The 18,249-nt window shown below is 55.9% G+C and carries 19 protein-coding genes; 11 read left to right on the top strand and 8 right to left on the bottom strand.

Annotation, left to right across the window (positions count from 1 at the left end; translation table 11 throughout):
• Positions 1–54 precede the first annotated feature (54 nt).
• Positions 55–336: a peptidylprolyl isomerase PpiC gene (gene ppiC, locus DBR02_RS11355; RefSeq protein WP_006812396.1), complete on the top strand. Its 282-nt coding sequence runs from the start codon at positions 55–57 to the stop codon at positions 334–336.
• Positions 337–390: 54 nt separating this feature from the next.
• Here ppiC and cysE read toward each other — a convergent pair whose 3' ends face one another.
• The 5 genes from cysE to DBR02_RS11330 all read right to left on the bottom strand — a co-directional run bounded on the left by cysE (position 391) and on the right by DBR02_RS11330 (position 3,500).
• Positions 391–1,212 (bottom strand): serine O-acetyltransferase, encoded by an 822-nt coding sequence (gene cysE, locus DBR02_RS11350; protein WP_008502718.1) that lies wholly within the window; start codon positions 1,210–1,212, stop codon positions 391–393.
• Positions 1,213–1,287: 75 nt separating this feature from the next.
• Complete coding sequence (gpsA, locus tag DBR02_RS11345) at positions 1,288–2,307, bottom strand: NAD(P)H-dependent glycerol-3-phosphate dehydrogenase (RefSeq protein WP_006812398.1); 1,020 nt, start codon at positions 2,305–2,307, stop codon at positions 1,288–1,290.
• On the bottom strand, positions 2,307–2,774 hold the full coding sequence (gene secB, locus DBR02_RS11340) for a protein-export chaperone SecB (RefSeq protein WP_003860835.1): 468 nt from the start codon (positions 2,772–2,774) through the stop codon (positions 2,307–2,309). Before secB ends, gpsA begins: the two co-directional genes overlap by 1 nt.
• 31 nt (positions 2,775–2,805) lie before the next feature.
• Positions 2,806–3,057 (bottom strand): glutaredoxin 3, encoded by a 252-nt coding sequence (gene grxC, locus DBR02_RS11335; protein WP_003860837.1) that lies wholly within the window; start codon positions 3,055–3,057, stop codon positions 2,806–2,808.
• Between the two features lie 11 nt (positions 3,058–3,068).
• Positions 3,069–3,500 (bottom strand): rhodanese-like domain-containing protein, encoded by a 432-nt coding sequence (locus tag DBR02_RS11330; RefSeq protein WP_003860840.1) that lies wholly within the window; start codon positions 3,498–3,500, stop codon positions 3,069–3,071.
• Between the two features lie 248 nt (positions 3,501–3,748).
• Here DBR02_RS11330 and gpmM point away from each other — a divergent pair, with 248 nt between their 5' ends.
• Genes gpmM through DBR02_RS11305 form a run of 5 tightly spaced genes read left to right on the top strand, consistent with a single transcriptional unit; the run spans position 3,749 to position 9,696 of the window.
• The gene (gene gpmM / locus DBR02_RS11325; protein ID WP_107534415.1) at positions 3,749–5,293 is read left to right on the top strand and encodes a 2,3-bisphosphoglycerate-independent phosphoglycerate mutase; all 1,545 of its coding nucleotides are present in this window, start codon (positions 3,749–3,751) and stop codon (positions 5,291–5,293) included.
• Between the two features lie 33 nt (positions 5,294–5,326).
• On the top strand, positions 5,327–6,586 hold the full coding sequence (envC, locus tag DBR02_RS11320; RefSeq protein WP_230373043.1) for a murein hydrolase activator EnvC: 1,260 nt from the start codon (positions 5,327–5,329) through the stop codon (positions 6,584–6,586).
• Between the two features lie 3 nt (positions 6,587–6,589).
• Positions 6,590–7,540 (top strand): divergent polysaccharide deacetylase family protein, encoded by a 951-nt coding sequence (locus DBR02_RS11315; RefSeq protein WP_107534414.1) that lies wholly within the window; start codon positions 6,590–6,592, stop codon positions 7,538–7,540.
• A gap of 20 nt (positions 7,541–7,560) precedes the next feature.
• A complete protein-coding gene (locus DBR02_RS11310; RefSeq protein ID WP_102750783.1) occupies positions 7,561–8,766 on the top strand; it encodes a glycosyltransferase in 1,206 nt (401 codons plus the stop codon).
• A gap of 15 nt (positions 8,767–8,781) precedes the next feature.
• Positions 8,782–9,696, top strand: coding sequence for a hypothetical protein (locus tag DBR02_RS11305; protein ID WP_107534413.1), 915 nt, complete (start codon positions 8,782–8,784; stop codon positions 9,694–9,696).
• A 26-nt stretch (positions 9,697–9,722) separates the two neighbouring features.
• Here DBR02_RS11305 and tdh read toward each other — a convergent pair whose 3' ends face one another.
• Together tdh and kbl are read right to left on the bottom strand one after the other, a co-directional pair.
• Positions 9,723–10,751, bottom strand: coding sequence for an L-threonine 3-dehydrogenase (gene tdh, locus DBR02_RS11300; RefSeq protein ID WP_107534412.1), 1,029 nt, complete (start codon positions 10,749–10,751; stop codon positions 9,723–9,725).
• A gap of 9 nt (positions 10,752–10,760) precedes the next feature.
• On the bottom strand, positions 10,761–11,957 hold the full coding sequence (gene kbl, locus DBR02_RS11295) for a glycine C-acetyltransferase (protein WP_045260056.1): 1,197 nt from the start codon (positions 11,955–11,957) through the stop codon (positions 10,761–10,763).
• 215 nt (positions 11,958–12,172) lie between these two features.
• On the opposite strand from kbl, the gene rfaD reads away from it, so the two are divergent.
• Genes rfaD through DBR02_RS11270 form a run of 5 tightly spaced genes read left to right on the top strand, consistent with a single transcriptional unit; the run spans position 12,173 to position 17,159 of the window.
• The gene (rfaD, locus tag DBR02_RS11290) at positions 12,173–13,105 is read left to right on the top strand and encodes an ADP-glyceromanno-heptose 6-epimerase (RefSeq protein WP_107534411.1); all 933 of its coding nucleotides are present in this window, start codon (positions 12,173–12,175) and stop codon (positions 13,103–13,105) included.
• A gap of 2 nt (positions 13,106–13,107) precedes the next feature.
• Complete coding sequence (rfaF, locus tag DBR02_RS11285) at positions 13,108–14,154, top strand: ADP-heptose--LPS heptosyltransferase RfaF (protein ID WP_107534410.1); 1,047 nt, start codon at positions 13,108–13,110, stop codon at positions 14,152–14,154.
• Between the two features lie 3 nt (positions 14,155–14,157).
• Positions 14,158–15,141 (top strand): lipopolysaccharide heptosyltransferase RfaC, encoded by a 984-nt coding sequence (gene rfaC / locus DBR02_RS11280; RefSeq protein ID WP_107534409.1) that lies wholly within the window; start codon positions 14,158–14,160, stop codon positions 15,139–15,141.
• Positions 15,142–15,144: 3 nt separating this feature from the next.
• On the top strand, positions 15,145–16,254 hold the full coding sequence (locus tag DBR02_RS11275) for a glycosyltransferase family 9 protein (RefSeq protein WP_107534408.1): 1,110 nt from the start codon (positions 15,145–15,147) through the stop codon (positions 16,252–16,254).
• A gap of 5 nt (positions 16,255–16,259) precedes the next feature.
• On the top strand, positions 16,260–17,159 hold the full coding sequence (locus DBR02_RS11270; protein WP_107534407.1) for a glycosyltransferase family 2 protein: 900 nt from the start codon (positions 16,260–16,262) through the stop codon (positions 17,157–17,159).
• A 35-nt stretch (positions 17,160–17,194) separates the two neighbouring features.
• On the opposite strand, the gene DBR02_RS11265 is transcribed toward DBR02_RS11270, so the two are convergent.
• Positions 17,195–18,151 (bottom strand): polysaccharide deacetylase family protein, encoded by a 957-nt coding sequence (locus tag DBR02_RS11265; RefSeq protein WP_107534406.1) that lies wholly within the window; start codon positions 18,149–18,151, stop codon positions 17,195–17,197.
• Positions 18,152–18,249: the final 98 nt, after the last annotated feature.

Here is an 18,249-nt window from a genome sequence, read left to right as displayed (position 1 = left end):
GGAAAAACGCGTGGTAGTATACCGATCGTAAACTCGTTGACTCAAGGCACGATCATGGCAAAAACAGCAGCAGCACTGCATATCCTTGTTAAAGAAGAGAAACTGGCACAGGATCTTCTCGAACAGATTAAAAACGGCGCCGATTTCGGCAAACTGGCGAAGAAACACTCGATTTGCCCGTCAGGCAAACGCGGCGGTGACTTAGGCGAGTTCCGCCAGGGCCAGATGGTTCCGGCGTTTGATAAAGTGGTTTTCTCCTGCCCGGTGCTGGAGCCAACCGGCCCACTGCATACGCAGTTCGGCTATCACATTATCAAAGTGTTATACCGCAACTAATCAAAAGCCCGGTGCATTGACTCACCGGGCTTTTTTTATCTGGCTATTCCGCGTTTAAATGCCGTCGCCGTATTCGAAGGTGTGGTGAATACCGTTGAAGTGCTGATCCATATCCATCGACGGTTTATCGCTGTCTGGCTTACCGACGATGCGCGCCGGGACGCCAGCGGCGGTGGTATGCGGCGGTACGGGCTGGAGCACAACCGACCCCGCGCCAATCTTCGCGCCGCGTCCGACTTCAATATTGCCGAGGATTTTGGCGCCTGCGCCAATCATCACCCCTTCACGAATTTTCGGATGGCGATCTCCGCTGGTTTTACCGGTACCGCCCAGCGTAACGGATTGCAGGATCGACACATCATCTTCAATCACCGCCGTTTCACCGACAACAATGCCGGTGGCGTGATCGAGCATGATCCCGCGGCCAATTTTCGCCGCCGGGTGAATATCGACCTGGAAAGTCACAGAAACCTGGTTTTGCAGGAAGATAGCCAGCGCGCGGCGTCCCTCATTCCATAACCAGTGGCCGATGCGGTACGCCTGTAAGGCGTGAAAACCTTTGAGATACAGCAGCGGCGTGGAGTATTTATCCACCGCCGGATCGCGCGTGCGTACGGCCTGAATGTCGCAGGCGGCAGAGGCGATCATTTCCGGGTCTGCGGCGTAGGCCTCTTCCACCACCTCACGAATGGCGATAGCAGGCATGATGGAGGAAGCCAGCTTATTGGCGAGCATATAGCTCAGGGCGCTGCCGAGGTTTTCGTGCTTGAGTAGCGTCGCGTGATAGAAACTGGCCAGCATAGGCTCACAGTCGGCCAAAGCGCGGGCTTCGGCTTTAATATTATTCCAGACGATATCCAGTTCTTCACACGGCATTGCTTGCTCCAGACGATAGTTAATGACCAGCCAGTTCTGCGCTGGCTGGGTCATTCAGGTGACGATACTTCCCGGCTAATTGCTGCTGCGCTCGTCCTTGCGCGCACGACCTAATAGGGTCAATGCTGCCTCGCGCGCATTTTTTCCGCAATACAATACCTGATAAATTTCCTCGGTTATTGGCATTTCGACACCGAAACGGTGCGCCAATTCGCGGACTTCTTTGGTATTGCGATAGCCTTCAACCACCTGACCAATCTTCTCCTGCGCGCTTTTTACATCGCTGCCCTGTCCGAGCATCATGCCAAAGCGGCGGTTACGCGACTGGTTGTCGGTGCAGGTCAGCACCAGGTCGCCCAGCCCAGCCATCCCCATAAAGGTGGCCGGATCGGCACCCAGCGCTTCGCCCAGGCGGGACATTTCGGTCAGACCACGGGTGATCAGCGCCGTACGCGCATTCGCGCCGAAACCGATGCCGTCAGACATCCCGGCCCCGATGGCAATGACGTTCTTCACCGCACCGCCCAGCTGTACGCCGATAAAATCAGGGTTGCTGTAGACGCGGAAGCTCTTGCCGCAGTGCAGCAGTTGCTGAAGATCGTCGGAAAATGCCTGGTCGGTGGACGCCAGCGAGATCGCCGTCGGCAGACCGGCAGCCAGCTCTTTGGCAAACGTCGGCCCGGAGATCACCGCCAGCGGGATCGCCGTTCCCAGCGCTTCGCGGGCAACGTCTTGCAACAGACGTCCGGTTTCGGCTTCCAGCCCCTTCGTCGCCCACACAATACGCGCATCCGCACGCATCAGCGGCTTAATCTGACGCAGGACTTCGCCAAACACATGGCTCGGCACCACAATCAGAATATTGCGGCTGGCCGCCAGCGCGGTCGCGAGGTCGCTTTCCAGATAGAGAGAGTCAGGGAACGGAACGTCCGGGAGAAACGCCACGTTGCAGCGGTCGTGTTGCAACGTCGCGATATGTTTTGGATCGTGGCCCCACAGGACCACGTCGTGACCATTTCTTGCCAGCGTGATGGCAAGAGCGGTGCCGTAAGAGCCGGCACCGATCACAGTCATTGACGCATTAACAGTGCTCATCAGGCATCCTGATGTTGTTCGGCACCTTCGCCAGCCTGCTGCTGCAAATAGTTCATGAACAGCGCATCAAAGTTGACTGGCGCAAGGTTCAGTTGCGGGAATGTACCGCGAGAAACCAGGCTGGTGATGCATTCACGCGCATACGGGAACAGGATGTTCGGGCAGTATGCACCCAGGCAATGCGCCATCTGGTTGCCTTCGATGCCGCCGATGGAGAAGATACCGCCCTGCTGTACTTCGCACAGGAATGCAGTTTCTTCGCCCAGAGAGGCGGTCACGGTGACACGCAGTACGACTTCATACACGTCATCCGCCAGCTGGGTGGATGCGGTATCCAGATCAAGTTTAACCTCTGGCTGCCAGTCTTTCTGGAAAACGTGCGGCGCGTTTGGCGCTTCGAAAGAGACATCCTTGGTGTAGATGCGCTGGATCTGGAAAGTCATCTCGGTGTTGTTTTGTTCTGACATGGAAAAACCCTTTTTAATTGTCCTAAAGTCTCTAGCTCAGCAGCGGATCGAGTCCACCGCGGGCGTCGAGCGCATACAAGTCATCACAGCCGCCAATGTGCTGCGCATCAATAAAAATCTGTGGAACCGTTGTGCGACCACTGCGTTGGATCATCTCTTCGCGTTTAATCGCGTCACCATCGATCGGCAGTTCCTTGAACGTTACGCCTTTGCTGGACAGCAGCGCTTTCGCTCGGTGGCAGAACGGGCACGTTGCTTTGGTGTAGATCTCAATATTGGCCATCACTTAACTCCTTATTTACCGCGCACTAAAGGAAGATTCTCCCCGCTCCAGCCGGAGATGCCTTCTTTCAGCACCGTTACGTTTTCAAAGCCTGCTTTATGCAGTGCGTTGGCAGATTCCTGCGCCTGCATGCCTGTGCCGTCAACAACGATAATCGGCTGGGCTTTATGCTTCTCCAGCTCACCAATGTTGTTCGCTTTGATTTCCGCTGGCAGCAGGTTGATAGCACCTGCGATATGGCCCTTGCGGAAATCGTCGCGCTGACGCAGATCAACCACAACGGCGTCCTCTTTGTTGATCAGACGTGTCGCTTCACCGCGGGTGATCACCTTAATTTTAGACGTCAGTCCCTTAAATGTGGTGAACAGTACAGCGACCAGCAGGCCAATCCACGCGATGCTCAGAACCGGGTGGCGGCTAACGAATTGCATAATTTCTTGCATGGGGGGTAACAACTCCCGACTAAGTGATTAAAAAAACCAGGACAGGAGTATACCTGTGCGCTGTGGCAAATACAGCCAGCGACATAAAGCTAATCTATTTTCTGCGGCATGCCACGAAAAAAAAGCCTCAAAATGGCCCGAGAACGGCCTTGCCTCCACGCTTTCTTTGATCTTCTGCGGCTATTTTATCGATTCAGCTGTAGTAAAATTACGCAAATTTTTTGTCTCTTGAGCATGAGGTTGTCGCAATGTCGGTTTCTAAAAAACCTATGGTACTGGTGATTCTGGATGGCTATGGCTACCGTGAAGATCAGCAGGATAACGCCATTTTCAACGCCAAAACCCCGGTAATGGATGCGCTATGGGCAAAACGTCCCCACACCCTGATTGACGCGTCTGGTCTGGAAGTCGGCCTGCCGGACCGTCAGATGGGCAACTCTGAAGTGGGTCACGTGAACCTGGGCGCAGGCCGTATCGTTTATCAGGACCTGACGCGCCTGGATGTTGAAATCAAAGAACGTACATTCTTTGCCAACCCAACGCTCACCGGAGCAGTGGATAAAGCTGTCGCCGCAGGCAAGGCTGTTCACATTATGGGCCTGCTCTCTGCGGGCGGCGTTCACAGCCACGAAGATCACATCATGGCGATGGTTGAACTGGCCGCTGAACGCGGTGCGGAAAAAATCTATCTGCATGCCTTCCTGGACGGTCGCGATACGCCGCCACGCAGCGCTAAGGGCTCGCTGCAAGCCTTTGAAGAGAAATTTACCGCACTGGGCAAAGGCCGCGTGGCGTCCATCATTGGCCGTTACTATGCGATGGACCGCGATAACCGCTGGGACCGCGTTGAGCAAGCCTACGATCTGCTGACCCTGGCAAAAGGTGAATTCCAGTTCCCGACCGCCGTCGCAGGTCTGGAAGCGGCTTACGCGCGTGATGAAAACGACGAATTCGTGAAAGCAACCGTGATCCGCGCTGAAGGCCAGGCCGATGCCGCCATGGAAGATGGCGATGCGCTGATCTTCATGAACTTCCGCGCTGACCGCGCGCGCGAAATCACCCGTGCTTTCGTCAACAGTGATTTCGACGGTTTCGCCCGTAAGAAAGTGGCGAAGCTCGATTTCATCCAGCTGACCGAGTATGCAGCGGATATCAAGGCCCCCTGCGCGTATCCGCCAGCGTCGCTGGAAAATACCTTCGGCGAGTGGATGGCGAAAAACGATAAAACCCAGCTGCGTATCTCTGAAACGGAGAAGTATGCGCACGTGACCTTCTTCTTTAACGGCGGCGTAGAAGAGCCGTTCAAAGGCGAAGACCGCATCCTGATCAACTCGCCGAAAGTCGCGACTTACGATCTCCAGCCAGAAATGAGCTCTGCGGAGCTGACCGAAAAACTGGTGGCCGCAATCGAAAGCGGTAAATACGACACCATCATCTGTAACTATCCGAACGGTGACATGGTAGGTCACACCGGCGTGATGGAAGCCGCCATTAAGGCGGTTGAGGCGCTGGACCACTGCGTAGAGCAGGTCGCAAAAGCGGTTGAATCCGTGGGAGGCCAGCTGCTGATCACCGCCGATCACGGTAACGCAGAACAGATGCGTGACCCGGCAACCGGTCAGGCGCATACCGCCCATACCAACCTGCCGGTTCCACTGATTTATGTGGGTGATAAATCAGTGAAAGCAGTGGAAGGCGGTAAGCTTTCCGACATCGCGCCAACCATGTTGTCGCTGATGGGTATGGAAATCCCTGAAGAGATGACTGGCAAGCCGCTGTTCATCGTGGAATAATCGCTCCCCATGAGGGGAAAGGCGATTTTTTCAATCACATGGGTCGTGAAGCCGCTTCGGTTATCAGTCAGACCTCTGCTTTGCGCCAGCGCACTCAGCGCTGGCGTATTGCTGTGCGCCGCATCCGCCCACGCGGATGACCGCGACCAGCTCAAATCCATTCAGGCCGATATCGCCGCCAAAGAGCGTGCGGTACGCCAGCAGCAGCAACAGCGTTCTGCCCTGCTTGCCCAGCTTAAAAAGCAGGAAGAGGCCATTTCCGCCGCTGCGCGTAAGCTGCGTGAAACGCAAAACACCCTTGCCCAGCTCAATAAGCAAATCGATGAAATGAACGCGTCGATTGCGAAACTGGAGCGTCAGCGTGACGCCCAGGAACGCAACCTGGCTGCACAGCTTGATGCCGCTTTCCGTCAGGGTGAACACACTGGCCTTCAGCTGATCCTCAGCGGTGAAGAGAGCCAGCGCGGTCAGCGTTTACAGGCCTATTTCGGCTATCTCAACCAGGCTCGTCAGGAGACCATTGCGCAGCTGAAACAGACGCGCGAAGAAGTCACCACGCAAAAAGCCGAGCTGGAAGAGAAGCAGAGCCAGCAGCAAACGCTACTCTACGATCAGCAGGCGCAGCAGGAGAAGCTTGAGCAGGCGCGCAATGAGCGTAAGAAGACGCTCGCCGGGCTGGAGTCCTCTATCCAGGCAGGACAAAGCCAGCTGAGCGAAATGCGTGCCAACGAATCGAAACTGCGTAACAGCATCGCCCGGGCAGAAGCCGCAGCCAAAGCGCGCGCTGAAAAAGAAGCGCGCGAAGCGCAGGCGGTGCGTAATAAGCAGCAGGAAGCCTCCCGGAAAGGCACCACCTACAAGCCGACTGAAAATGAACGTTCCCTGATGTCGCGTACCGGCGGCCTCGGTTCCCCTCGTGGTCAGGCCTACTGGCCCGTTCGCGGTACGATCCTGCATCGCTATGGCGAACAGTTGCAGGGTGAGCTACGTTGGAAGGGGATCGTTATCGGTGCGTCTGAAGGTAGCGAAGTGAAAGCCATCGCCGATGGCCGCGTGATCCTGGCCGACTGGCTACAGGGTTACGGGCTCGTGGTGGTGGTCGAGCATGGTAAAGGCGACATGAGTCTTTACGGCTACAACCAGAGCGCGCTGGTCAGCGTCGGCACGCAGGTGCGCGCCGGTCAACCCATTGCCCTTGTGGGCAGCAGTGGCGGTCAGGGCCGCCCGTCACTCTATTTCGAAATTCGTCGTCAGGGTCAGGCGGTCAATCCACAGCCGTGGTTGGGAAGATAAGTTTTGCTTCAATTTCGTCGAATTGTTTTTTCCGTCGCCAGCGCACTGGCGCTGGCTGCACCGGTTTATGCAGGCAAACTCGCGATTGTGATTGATGACTTCGGTTATCGACCACACTATGAAAATCAGGTGCTGGCGATGCCGTCAGCCATCTCTGTTGCCGTCCTGCCGAATGCGCCTCACGCGCATGAAATGGCGACCAAAGCACACAATGGCGGCCATCAGGTCCTCATCCATCTGCCGATGGCTCCCCTCAGCAAGCAGCCGCTGGAAAAAGATACCCTGCGCCCGGACATGAGCAGCGACGAGATCGATCGCATCATCCGCGATGCGTACAATAAAGTGCCGTATGCCGTGGGTTTGAATAACCATATGGGCAGCGCGATGACCTCCAGCCTGTACGGTATGCTGAAGGTGATGCAGGCGCTGGAGCGTTACAATCTCTATTTCCTCGACAGCATGACCATTGGCAACAGCCAGGCGATGCGTGCCGCTCAGGGTACGGGGGTGAAGGTCATCAAGCGCAAAGTCTTCCTGGACGACTCCCAGAACGAAGCGGATATCCGCGTGCAGTTCAACCGCGCGGTTCAGCTGGCGCGCCGTAACGGTTCGGCGATTGCCATCGGGCACCCGCATCCGTCTACCGTTCGCGTTTTGCAGCAAATGTTACCGGGCTTACCCGCCGATATCACGCTGGTGCGTCCGAGCGATCTGCTCAACGAACCTCAGGTGGATACCTCTCGCCCGGGTAGTGCGCAACCGCCCGCAACGCAGCCGCGTAACCCGTTCCGTGGCGTGAAGAACTGCACGCTGAAGCAGCCGCCTGAACCGGTGTATGCCACCCGCTTCTTCACGGTAATTGGCGAAAGCGTAAGCCAGAGTACGCTGGTGCAGTACTTCCAGCACCAGTGGCAGGGCTGGGGGAAAAAAACAGCAGCGAGCCCAACCCAGTGACAGGCGATTAAGGTAGAAAGATGCCGCAACGACACAAAATTCTGCTCCTCGATACCGGTAAAGAGTGGGGAGGAGGCACCAACAGCATGCTCGAGCTTCTGAAGCGGATTAACCGCGAGAAGTTTGATATTACCTGTTGTTTTTACAGCGATTACAGCCGGGCCGAAGGGGAAACCATCGGCCAGGTGTTGAACGGCATTGGCATCCCGTTAATTGTCATTCCGCAGCAAAAGCAGCCCGGTTGGGCGAAGGTTGCGAAAGAGCTGGGCCGTGGCCTGCTGTTTTTCTCGCGCAGCGCCCGCAAGGCGTTTACCCGACATATTGATACGCTCTGGCGCATCCGGCCCAACGTCAGCAAGATCGAGACGATTTTCAGGGAAGGCGGTTTCGATACGCTGTACATGAACAACCAGCCGGGCTCTAACGAAGAAGGGTATCTGGCGGGCGCAAACCTGCATGCGCGGATAATCCAGCACTGCCGGATTGAACCGGTGCTGACCCCGCCGCTGGTGAAGCTGGTGAATGCCCACGCCACAAAAATTATCGCCGTCTCGCACGGCGTTGAACGCGTGCTTCTTCAGCATGGCGTCCGGCCAGCGCTGTGCACCACGGTCAACAACGCCATCGACATCCACCAGCCTTTGCCCGACCGACGCGCCATGCGCCAGCGTCTGAACATTGATGACGACACGTTTGTGTTTGGCAGCATTGGATCGTTAATCCCCCGCAAGGCCAACCATCACACGCTGGAGGCGCTGGCCCAGTTCAACCAGAAGCACCCGCAGGCAAAATGGAAGATGGTGCTGGTCGGTGAAGGGGCTGAACGCGGCGCGCTGACGGCGCAGGCTGACGCGCTGGGGATTGCTGAGCACGTCATTTTTACCGGTTTCCAGAATACGCCTTTTGACTATCTCGCCACCTTTGACGCGTTTATTCTGGCTTCGAAGAGCGAAGGTTTGCCCCGCGTCGTGCTGGAGGCAATGCTGCTGAACATTCCGGTGATTGGCTCAAAGGTGACCGGCACGGCAGAATTGATCGACCACGAGTCGACCGGGCTGCTGTTCCCGTGGAGCGATGTGTCGCAACTTGCTCAACATCTGGATAATATCTGGCAGGATCCTGCTCTGCGCGCCCGGCTCGCCGCAGCCGCGCACCAGAATGTCTGCAACGCGTATGCAATTGAAAGCTATGTTAACGGTGTCGAGGCCGTTCTTGGCGCGCAATAACCAAACGAGAAGAACATGTTTAAATTTCTGAATGCTCGCTACCGCCACATTACCGGGCGTCATAACATTCCTTACGCTTCCCTTCCGGCCACGCGCGATCTCGTTGCGGTTGATTCCATTGTGATCCCCTGTACGGGCGCGGATTTCGTCGAAGAGGCGTTATTGTCAGCGACCTTTGCAGCGCGTTACGCCACCGACGTCAGCGAGATTGTTATCGTCAGCGATCAGCCTGAATCCGCTTTCGGCGAGCTGCCGCCAAAAACCCGCGTTGTGACCCTCACGCTGCCAAAACGTGAAGAGGGATACCGCTATAAGCAGATCTACCTCAGCCGTCTGGTGAAGCTTAACGCTCCGCTTCAGGCGCGCGGTGAAGGGGTGCTGATGATCGACTCCGATCTCAACCTGCTGAAGATGCCCCAGATCAACATGGCCGATATGCACATCTACTCCAGCTTCCGTCAGGGCAAAATGATTGCCAAGCTGGACGGCGCACCCGCGGAAAAAGTGCCGGCCTATTATAAAGAAACGGTGCGCCCGTATCTGGTCGATCACGTTAACGGCGCGTTTCTTGCTGCAACCAAAAAAACCTGGCGCCGCATCTGCCCGCTGTGGCTGACGCTGTTCCAGGATACCTGGGAGCTGATGGACGACACGCAGCCGCCGACCGATCAGCTACCGCTCGCCGCGCTGCTGGACATGCTGGATGTAAAAACGGTTAACCTGGGCGACTGGATGAACTGGCCGGTCTCCAAGAAGATCGGCGGACAGGAAGCCGTTGTGCCGAAAGAGGTGATTGGCGCGCACGGGGGTTTCCCGCTTTCCGAATGGCAGAAGTATCTTGAATCGCCGGATAACAAACTGCTGTTCAAAGGGCAGGACTACACCCGCAAGGTGCGCTACCTGACGGATGAAGAGAAAAAGAATCAGTAAAAAAGGGGCCTGAGGCCCCTTTTTGTTTACTTATCCCAGCTCAGGATCACTTTCCCTGACTGGCCGGAACGCATCGCGTCAAAGCCCTGCTGGAACTCATCGATGGAGAAACGGTGAGTGATAATCGGGGACAGATCCAGGCCGGACTGGATCAGCGCCGCCATCTTGTACCAGGTTTCGAACATCTCGCGGCCATAGATTCCCTTGATGAACAGCCCCTTGAAGATGACTTTGTTCCAGTCGATGGACATATCTGACGGCGGAATGCCCAGCATCGCGATACGGCCACCGTGGTTCATGGTGTCCAGCATGGTGCGGAACGCCGGCGGCGCGCCGGACATCTCCAGACCGACGTCAAACCCTTCGGTCATACCCAGCTCTTCCATCACGTCGGTCAGGCTCTCTTTCGAGACATCCACCGCGCGGGTGACGCCCATTTTGCGCGCCAGCGACAGGCGGTATTCGTTCACGTCGGTGATCACCACGTTGCGCGCGCCCACGTGCTTCGCCACGGCTGCCGCCATAATGCCGATTGGGCCGGCGCCGGAGACCAGCACGTCTTCACCGACCAGGTCGAAGGAGAGCGCGGTGTGTACCGCGTTGCCGAACGGGTCGAAAATGGAGGCCAGATCGTCAGAGATATTGTCCGGGATTTTGAAGGCGTTAAACGCCGGGATCATCAGATATTCCGCGAAGCAGCCCGGACGGTTCACGCCCACGCCGACGGTGTTACGGCACAGGTGGGTGCGACCGCCGCGGCAGTTGCGGCAGTGACCGCAGGTAATATGGCCTTCACCCGAGACGCGATCGCCAATGCTAAAGCCTTTTACTTCCTGGCCGATGCCGACCACTTCACCGACATATTCGTGACCGACAACCATTGGGACAGGAATGGTTTTTTGCGACCACTGATCCCAGTTGTAGATGTGAACGTCAGTACCGCAGATGGCGGTTTTACGAATTTTGATCAGCAGATCGTTATGACCGACTTCCGGCTCCGGCACGTCAGTCATCCAAATCCCTTCTTCCGCTTTCAGTTTGGATAACGCTTTCATCACACGTCCTCAGGCAATTACGCCCAGCTGTTTGCCGATGCGGGTAAAGGCTTCCACCGCACGCTCAATTTGTTCAGGCGAATGCGCCGCAGACATCTGGGTGCGGATACGCGCCTGACCTTTTGGTACCACCGGGAAGAAGAACCCGGTCACGTAAATCCCTTCTTTCTGAAGCTCGCGGGCAAACTGCTGCGCCACAACTGCGTCGCCCAGCATCACCGGAATGATCGCGTGGTCAGCGCCGGCCAGGGTGAACCCTGCGGCGCTCATTTTTTCGCGGAACAGACGGGCGTTTGCCCACAGGCGGTCGCGCAGCTCGGCGCCGGACTCCACCATCTCCAGCACTTTGATGGAGGCGGCCACAATCGCCGGCGCCAGGGAGTTGGAGAACAGGTACGGGCGGGAGCGCTGGCGCAGCCACTCAACCACCTCTTTACGCGCAGCGGTATAACCGCCGGACGCGCCGCCGAGCGCTTTGCCCAGCGTCCCGGTGATGATGTCCACGCGGCCCATCACGTCACAGTATTCGTGGGAGCCGCGGCCATTTTCGCCGACAAAACCGACCGCGTGGGAGTCATCGACCATCACCAGCGCGTCGTATTTATCCGCCAGGTCGCACACGCCCTTCAGGTTGGCGATCACGCCGTCCATGGAGAATACGCCGTCGGTCGCGATCAGCACGTGGCGGGCCCCCGCTTCACGGGCCTCTTTCAGGCGGGCTTCCAGCTCAACCATGTCGTTGTTGGCGTAGCGGAAACGCTTCGCTTTACACAGGCGAACACCGTCGATGATAGAGGCGTGGTTCAGGGCGTCGGAGATAATCGCATCTTCTGCGCCGAGCAGGGTTTCAAACAGACCGCCGTTAGCGTCGAAGCAGGAGGAGTACAGAATCGCGTCTTCCATTCCGAGGAAGTTCGCCAGCTTTTGTTCAAGCTGCTTGTGGCTGTCCTGGGTGCCGCAGATGAAGCGCACGGAGGCCATGCCGAAGCCGTGGGTGTCCATGCCGTTTTTCGCGGCGGCAATCAGCTCAGGGTGATTCGCAAGACCTAAGTAGTTGTTCGCGCAAAAGTTGATCACATGGCTGCCGTCGGCAACGGTGATGTCCGCCTGCTGGGCAGACGTGATAATACGCTCTTCTTTGAACAACCCTTCCGCACGTGCGGTGTCGAGGTCGCTGTTTAACTGTTTGTAAAAATCACCACGCATTGCAATTCTCCAGACTCGGCAAATTTTGGCACATATTACCCAAACCTATAGTTCATGACGAGATGACGCCGTATCTCTTCTCGTTTTTGCAGCATAAATCACGTGTACCCCTGCTGCATATCGGTGAATGGCTGAAGACCGGGCATTGTGATGATATGATATGACTATTAGCGTCCGGGATTGTCCCCGGGCTCAACACTTCAAAGGTTACAGTTATGATCATCGTTACCGGCGGCGCGGGCTTTATCGGCAGCAACATTATTAAGGCCCTCAATGATAAGGGCATCACCGACATTCTGGTGGTGGACAACCTGAAAGACGGCACCAAGTTCGTTAACCTGGTGGATCTGAACATCGCTGACTACATGGATAAAGAAGACTTCCTTATCCAGATTATGGCGGGTGAAGAGTTCGGCGAGATCGAAGCCATCTTCCACGAGGGTGCGTGCTCTTCCACCACCGAGTGGGACGGCAAGTACATGATGGATAACAACTATCAGTACTCTAAAGAGATCCTGCACTACTGCCTGGAGCGTGAAATTCCGTTCCTGTATGCCTCCTCAGCAGCAACCTACGGCGGGCGCACCTCGGACTTCATCGAATCCCGCGAATACGAGCAGCCGCTGAACGTCTACGGCTACTCCAAGTTCCTGTTTGACGAGTACGTGCGTCAGATCCTGCCGGAAGCGAACTCGCAGATTGTCGGCTTCCGCTACTTCAACGTTTACGGGCCACGCGAAGGGCACAAGGGCAGCATGGCGAGCGTGGCGTTCCACCTGAACACGCAGCTGAATAACGGCGAAAGTCCAAAACTGTTCGAAGGCAGCGACGGCTTCAAGCGTGACTTCGTCTACGTGGGCGACGTTGCAGCCGTAAACCTGTGGTTCCTGGAAAACGGCGTCTCCGGCATTTTCAACCTGGGCACGGGCCGCGCGGAATCCTTCCAGGCGGTGGCTGACACCACGCTGGCGTACCATAAGAAAGGCAGCATCGAGTACATTCCGTTCCCGGATAAGCTGAAAGGCCGCTACCAGGCGTTCACCCAGGCGGACCTGACCAACCTGCGCGCCGCAGGCTACGACAAGCCGTTCAAGACCGTTGCCGAAGGCGTAACGGAATATATGGCCTGGCTGAACCGCGACGCATAAGCATGAAGATTCTGGTGATCGGCCCGTCATGGGTGGGCGACATGATGATGTCGCAAAGTCTCTATCGCACGCTCAAGGCGCGTTATCCCCAGGCGATAATCGACGTGATGGCACCCGCCTGGTGCCGTCCGCTGTTGTCGCGTATGCCGGAAGTGAACGAGGCGATCCCGATGCCGCTCGGCCACGGGTCGCTGGAAATCGGCGAACGCCGCAAGCTCGGCCATAGCCTGCGCGAGAAGCGCTACGATCGCGCGTACGTGCTGCCTAACTCCTTCAAATCCGCCCTTGTGCCCTTCTTTGCGGGCATCCCGCACCGTACCGGCTGGCGCGGCGAAATGCGCTACGGCCTGCTGAACGATGCCCGGGTGCTGGATAAAGAAGCCTGGCCGCTGATGGTGGAGCGCTACGTGGCGCTGGCCTACGACAAAGGCGTCATGCGCAGCGCGAAAGATCTGCCGCAGCCGCTACTGTGGCCGCAGCTTCAGGTTAACGACGGGGAGAAATCCCACACCTGCAATGCGTTTGGCATTTCCTCTGAACGCCCGATGATTGGCTTTTGTCCCGGCGCGGAGTTCGGTCCGGCAAAACGCTGGCCGCACTACCACTACGCCGAACTGGCGAAACAGCTGATCGACGAGGGCTATCAGATTGTGCTGTTTGGCTCGGCGAAAGATCACGAGGCGGGCAATGAAATCCTCGCCACGCTCAGCACCGAGCAACAGGCCTGGTGCCGCAACCTGGCCGGAGAAACGCAGCTTGAGCAGGCGGTTATCCTGATTGCCGCCTGTAAGGCCGTGGTCAGCAATGACTCTGGCCTGATGCACGTCGCCGCCGCGCTGGATCGCCCACTGGTCGCGCTGTATGGCCCGAGCAGCCCGGACTTCACGCCGCCGCTGTCGCACAAGGCGCGCGTTATTCGTCTCATTACCGGCTATCACAAAGTCCGCAAAGGCGATGCGGCAGAAGGTTACCATCAGAGCCTGATCGACATTACGCCGCAGCGCGTTCTCGAAGAACTCAACGAACTGCTGTTGAGCGAAGAAGGATAACGGATGCGGGTATTGATCGTTAAAACCTCCTCAATGGGTGATGTTCTGCATACGCTGCCGTCGTTGACGGACGCGATGCGGGCCATCCCCGGTATCCGTTTTGACTGGGTGGTGGAAGAAGGCTTCGCGCAAATCCCCACCTGGCATGAAGCCGTTGACCGCGTGATCCCGGTGGCCATTCGCCGCTGGCGCAAAGCGTGGTTCTCCGCACCGATTAAAGCCGAGCGTAAAGCCTTTCGCGAAGCGGTACAGGCGCAGCGTTACGACGCCATCATAGACGCGCAGGGGCTGGTGAAAAGCGCGGCGCTGGTCACGCGTCTGGCGCACGGCATAAAGCACGGCATGGACTGGCACACCGCCCGCGAACCGCTGGCGAGTCTGTTCTATAACCGCCGCCACCACATCGCAAAGCAGCAGCACGCCGTAGAACGCACCCGTGAGCTGTTCGCAAAGAGTCTCGGCTATGCAAAACCCGACGTCCAGGGTGACTACGCCATCGCACAGCATTTTCTCCGCGAAACGGAGAAGGATAGCGAGCCGTATCTGGTCTTCCTGCATGCCACAACGCGCGACGACAAGCACTGGCCGGAAACGCACTGGCGAAGACTGATTGAACTAATGCAACCTTGCGGTATCCATATTAAACTCCCGTGGGGTGCTGAACATGAGCGGCAGCGCGCGGAGCGTCTGGCAGCAGGCTTTTCCCACGTCGAGGTGTTACCCAAACTCACGCTGGCGCAAGTTGCCGCACAGCTGGCGGGCGCTAACGCCGTCGTTTCTGTGGATACAGGGTTAAGCCATTTAACCGCCGCACTGGATCGTCCTAATATCACGATTTTCGGCCCGACCGATCCGGGGTTGATCGGGGGTTACGGTAAAAACCAGCATCAGATGGTCAGCCCTACGCAACAAACGAAGGATATTAGCGCAGATGCTATTTTTTCATTTTTACAGGGCAGCCATCGGCTTTCCAACAGGGATATTTAACCCATGAGTTATGTATTTCTGCTGATTTTACTCTTTCCGGTGAAGCTCCTCCGGAAGCTGTTTCGGAAAGACACGGGCAAAAACCTTGTCATTCAGACAGCCAAAATCGGTGACTTTATTAATGCGACACCTCTTCTGGCACATCTGCAAAAAAGCGATGTGTTGGTCAGTCGCAGCGTTGGCGCGCTGGCGAAGCATGATGAGACTATCGAGCAGATCTATTTTATTGAGCAGCATAAGCGCAGCCTGTGGCGCAAGCTCTGCTTCGCTTGCAGGATCATGAACCGCTATGACAACGTCTACCTGCTACAGCCCAACAGCGTAAACCTCTTTTTTGCCGCCGTCTGCAATGCAAAAAACAAACAATTTCTAAGCATTTACACACGCAGGTGGTATCACGGGATTTTCTATCTCGCGGCCGACGGTACCGTTGAGCACGGCAAAAAAACGCTTTCGGTGACGAACTACCTGAAACTGGCCGACCGCTCGCTTACCTGGCAAGACTCTCCCAAGCACGCCACAAAGCCGCTCTTCAAACCGACGACTTACCCGGCCATTCTTGATAAACCAGACGTTATCCGCATCGGCATCAGCATTGCGGCGGGTAATAAAGCCAAAACGGTGCCGCCTGCTATCTGGAAGCGGATTGTGGATCGTCTCGCCGATTTACCCTGCGAGTTTTATGTCTTCGGCGCGCCAAACGAACAGTCGTGGATGGACGATATCACCCGCCTTTACGGTGACATCCCGAATTTTATCAATCTGATTAGCAAAATTTCGCTCGAAGAGCTTCCCTGGGCCATTTCTAAAATGGACTGCTACATCGCGTCTGATTCGGGCAATGTCTACATTGCAGACGCTGTCGGCGTGCCGGTGGTTCTGCTGTTTGGGCCTTGCTGCCACTATGAACAGCGTCCGCTTGGCAACGTGATGCTGATTGGTAATGACGACAACATTTGCTCTTATGTCTTTGAAACACGTTATTATTTCCCTCAGGAGAGGGAAGAGCTTTTCGCGGTGACTGAACCCGCTTTAGACGAACTCCAGCAGTTTATTCGACGCTTGCCGAAAGCCCGCTCACTGGATCACGCTACCGACGCTCAAGGACACTAATTTTTATGGCTTTTTTAAGCGTCATCATTGCTGCGCATAACGCTGAAGATACGCTGCCCGCCACGCTTTCGAGCCTGCTGGCAGCAACCGACCAAGACACAGAAATCATTATTTTTAACGACAGTTCTGAGGATGCCACGCAGGCAATAATTGACGAGTGGTCGCCTAAATTTCCGCAAGTCATAACCCGGACCGTGAATTTTCGTAACGTAGGCCAGGTCCGAAACAGTGCCGTCGCGCTGGCATCGGGAGAGTACATTACGATGCTCGACAGTGACGATTGCTTAAAGCCGGGTAGCCTGAGAGACGCAATCACCTTCCTGAAAGCACAGCGCCCGGACATGCTGCTGACGCGTTTGCTTGAGATTCGCGATCCCCGGAAAATAACGTCAGACTGGCAGGGATTTCACCCGGTGCCACTGTCGCAAAGTGAAGCAGTGGCTCGTTTTCTACGCCATAAAGATTTTCAGGCGCATCTCATCGGCCAGTTTATTCATCGTAAACTGTACGAGAGTAACCTCATTCCTTCGATGATATGTTACGAGGATTTCGCCGTATTCCCCGGCATGCTGATGCAGTCGAGTAAAATATTCTATCAGCGCCAGGGGCATTATTATTACATCAAGCGTCGCGACAGTTTATCGAGCAGACTGGATGCCAGCAAAATTTCGACACTTGTCGAATGCACGTTACAGATGGAAAAAACATTTCCGTCACGCTACAAACATCTCGTCAATTGCCACTGGTTTGATATTTACAGCAACCATCGGTCCTGTCTTACAGACCAACAATTGCAGCTCGTGAAACAACGCGTAAAGACCATGTATACATTGTCTTTTTTCCTGTCCACCGATGTTCGTTTTAGCTACAAAAAAAGGGTTATTGAGGCGTTATGGAAAAAATAAAACCACGGCTAGCAAATATGCCCGCCTGGCGGGCATTATGCTTTTTTGTACTGGTAAAACTCAGCCAGCGTCATTCCCACCGTTTTATCTGATAGCCAGGTAAAGAGCTGCTCCAAATCCTGATATAAACCTTCAATCGCCGCCTCATCTTTAAACGTCGGGCTGCCGCCAGGCATAAATTCTGAAGAATGAAGCATGAACTCCACGTAGTCATTCCCCTGAGACAGACACTGCTGCGCAACCTTAATCATCTCCGCCGCGTTTCCGCCGGACGGGCGTAACCAGTTAACTGACGGAGAACGGTATTTACCGCGAAGACGATCATACCTCTGCTTCAGGGAATTCAGCCATGCCGGGTGTTTATACTGGATGCTCATCGGCACTTCGAGTAACGGGCTGTTTCCAGGACGGGAAATATCGTCTGCGTCCAGAAAGTAAGCGCGATCGGGAAAATGCTGGTAATTCGTTCCGCCACTTCCCTGAGGGGCACCTTTCGCATTTCGCCAGTTCACGCGCGGCGTGACGGAACAATCTACCTGATAACCCAGCTCGATCAGCAGCCTGGCGTAACGGCTGTCAAATGCCCAGCGCCCGGCGCGATGGCTGAGCATTTTTGTCTGGAAGGTCTCTTCCAGTAAGCGGGTCATAAATACCACTTTCTCACGCATAACCTCGTCTGAAAACTCAATCAGATAAGGCTGCCAGCGCCAGTCATCACCGGTAAGATCGTGCTCCGGAGGGCTGTTCCAGGCATGGAGATGCATCCCCACTTCACCCTGGCCGCGGGCTATGACCTCTTTAGCGAACGCAATAAATACCGGTTCGACCGCCATCTCGTAGTTGGTCAGCCAGACGGGCTTAAAGCCGAAACGTTCACAAAGCGCCTGAAACCGCGCCAGGTAGCGAGCGTTTTCCGTTTTGATCACCCGGTGGTTCTGCCAGAGATTATCCCCTTCGGTATCGATCGTGATGATAAACGCTGGTTTTTTCATAATGAGCCCGCAAGACAAAATAGTTAGCGCTATGTTACGCACGCCCGAAAGCAGGAGTAAACCCTTCCGGGGAAATTCCCGACATTATGGAGAAAGAG

This window comes from Enterobacter cloacae complex sp., assembly GCF_900322725.1.
Lineage (GTDB): Bacteria > Pseudomonadota > Gammaproteobacteria > Enterobacterales > Enterobacteriaceae > Enterobacter > Enterobacter quasihormaechei.
Note: the sequence above shows the minus strand (reverse complement) of the source record. Positions and strands in the feature narration are given on the sequence as shown.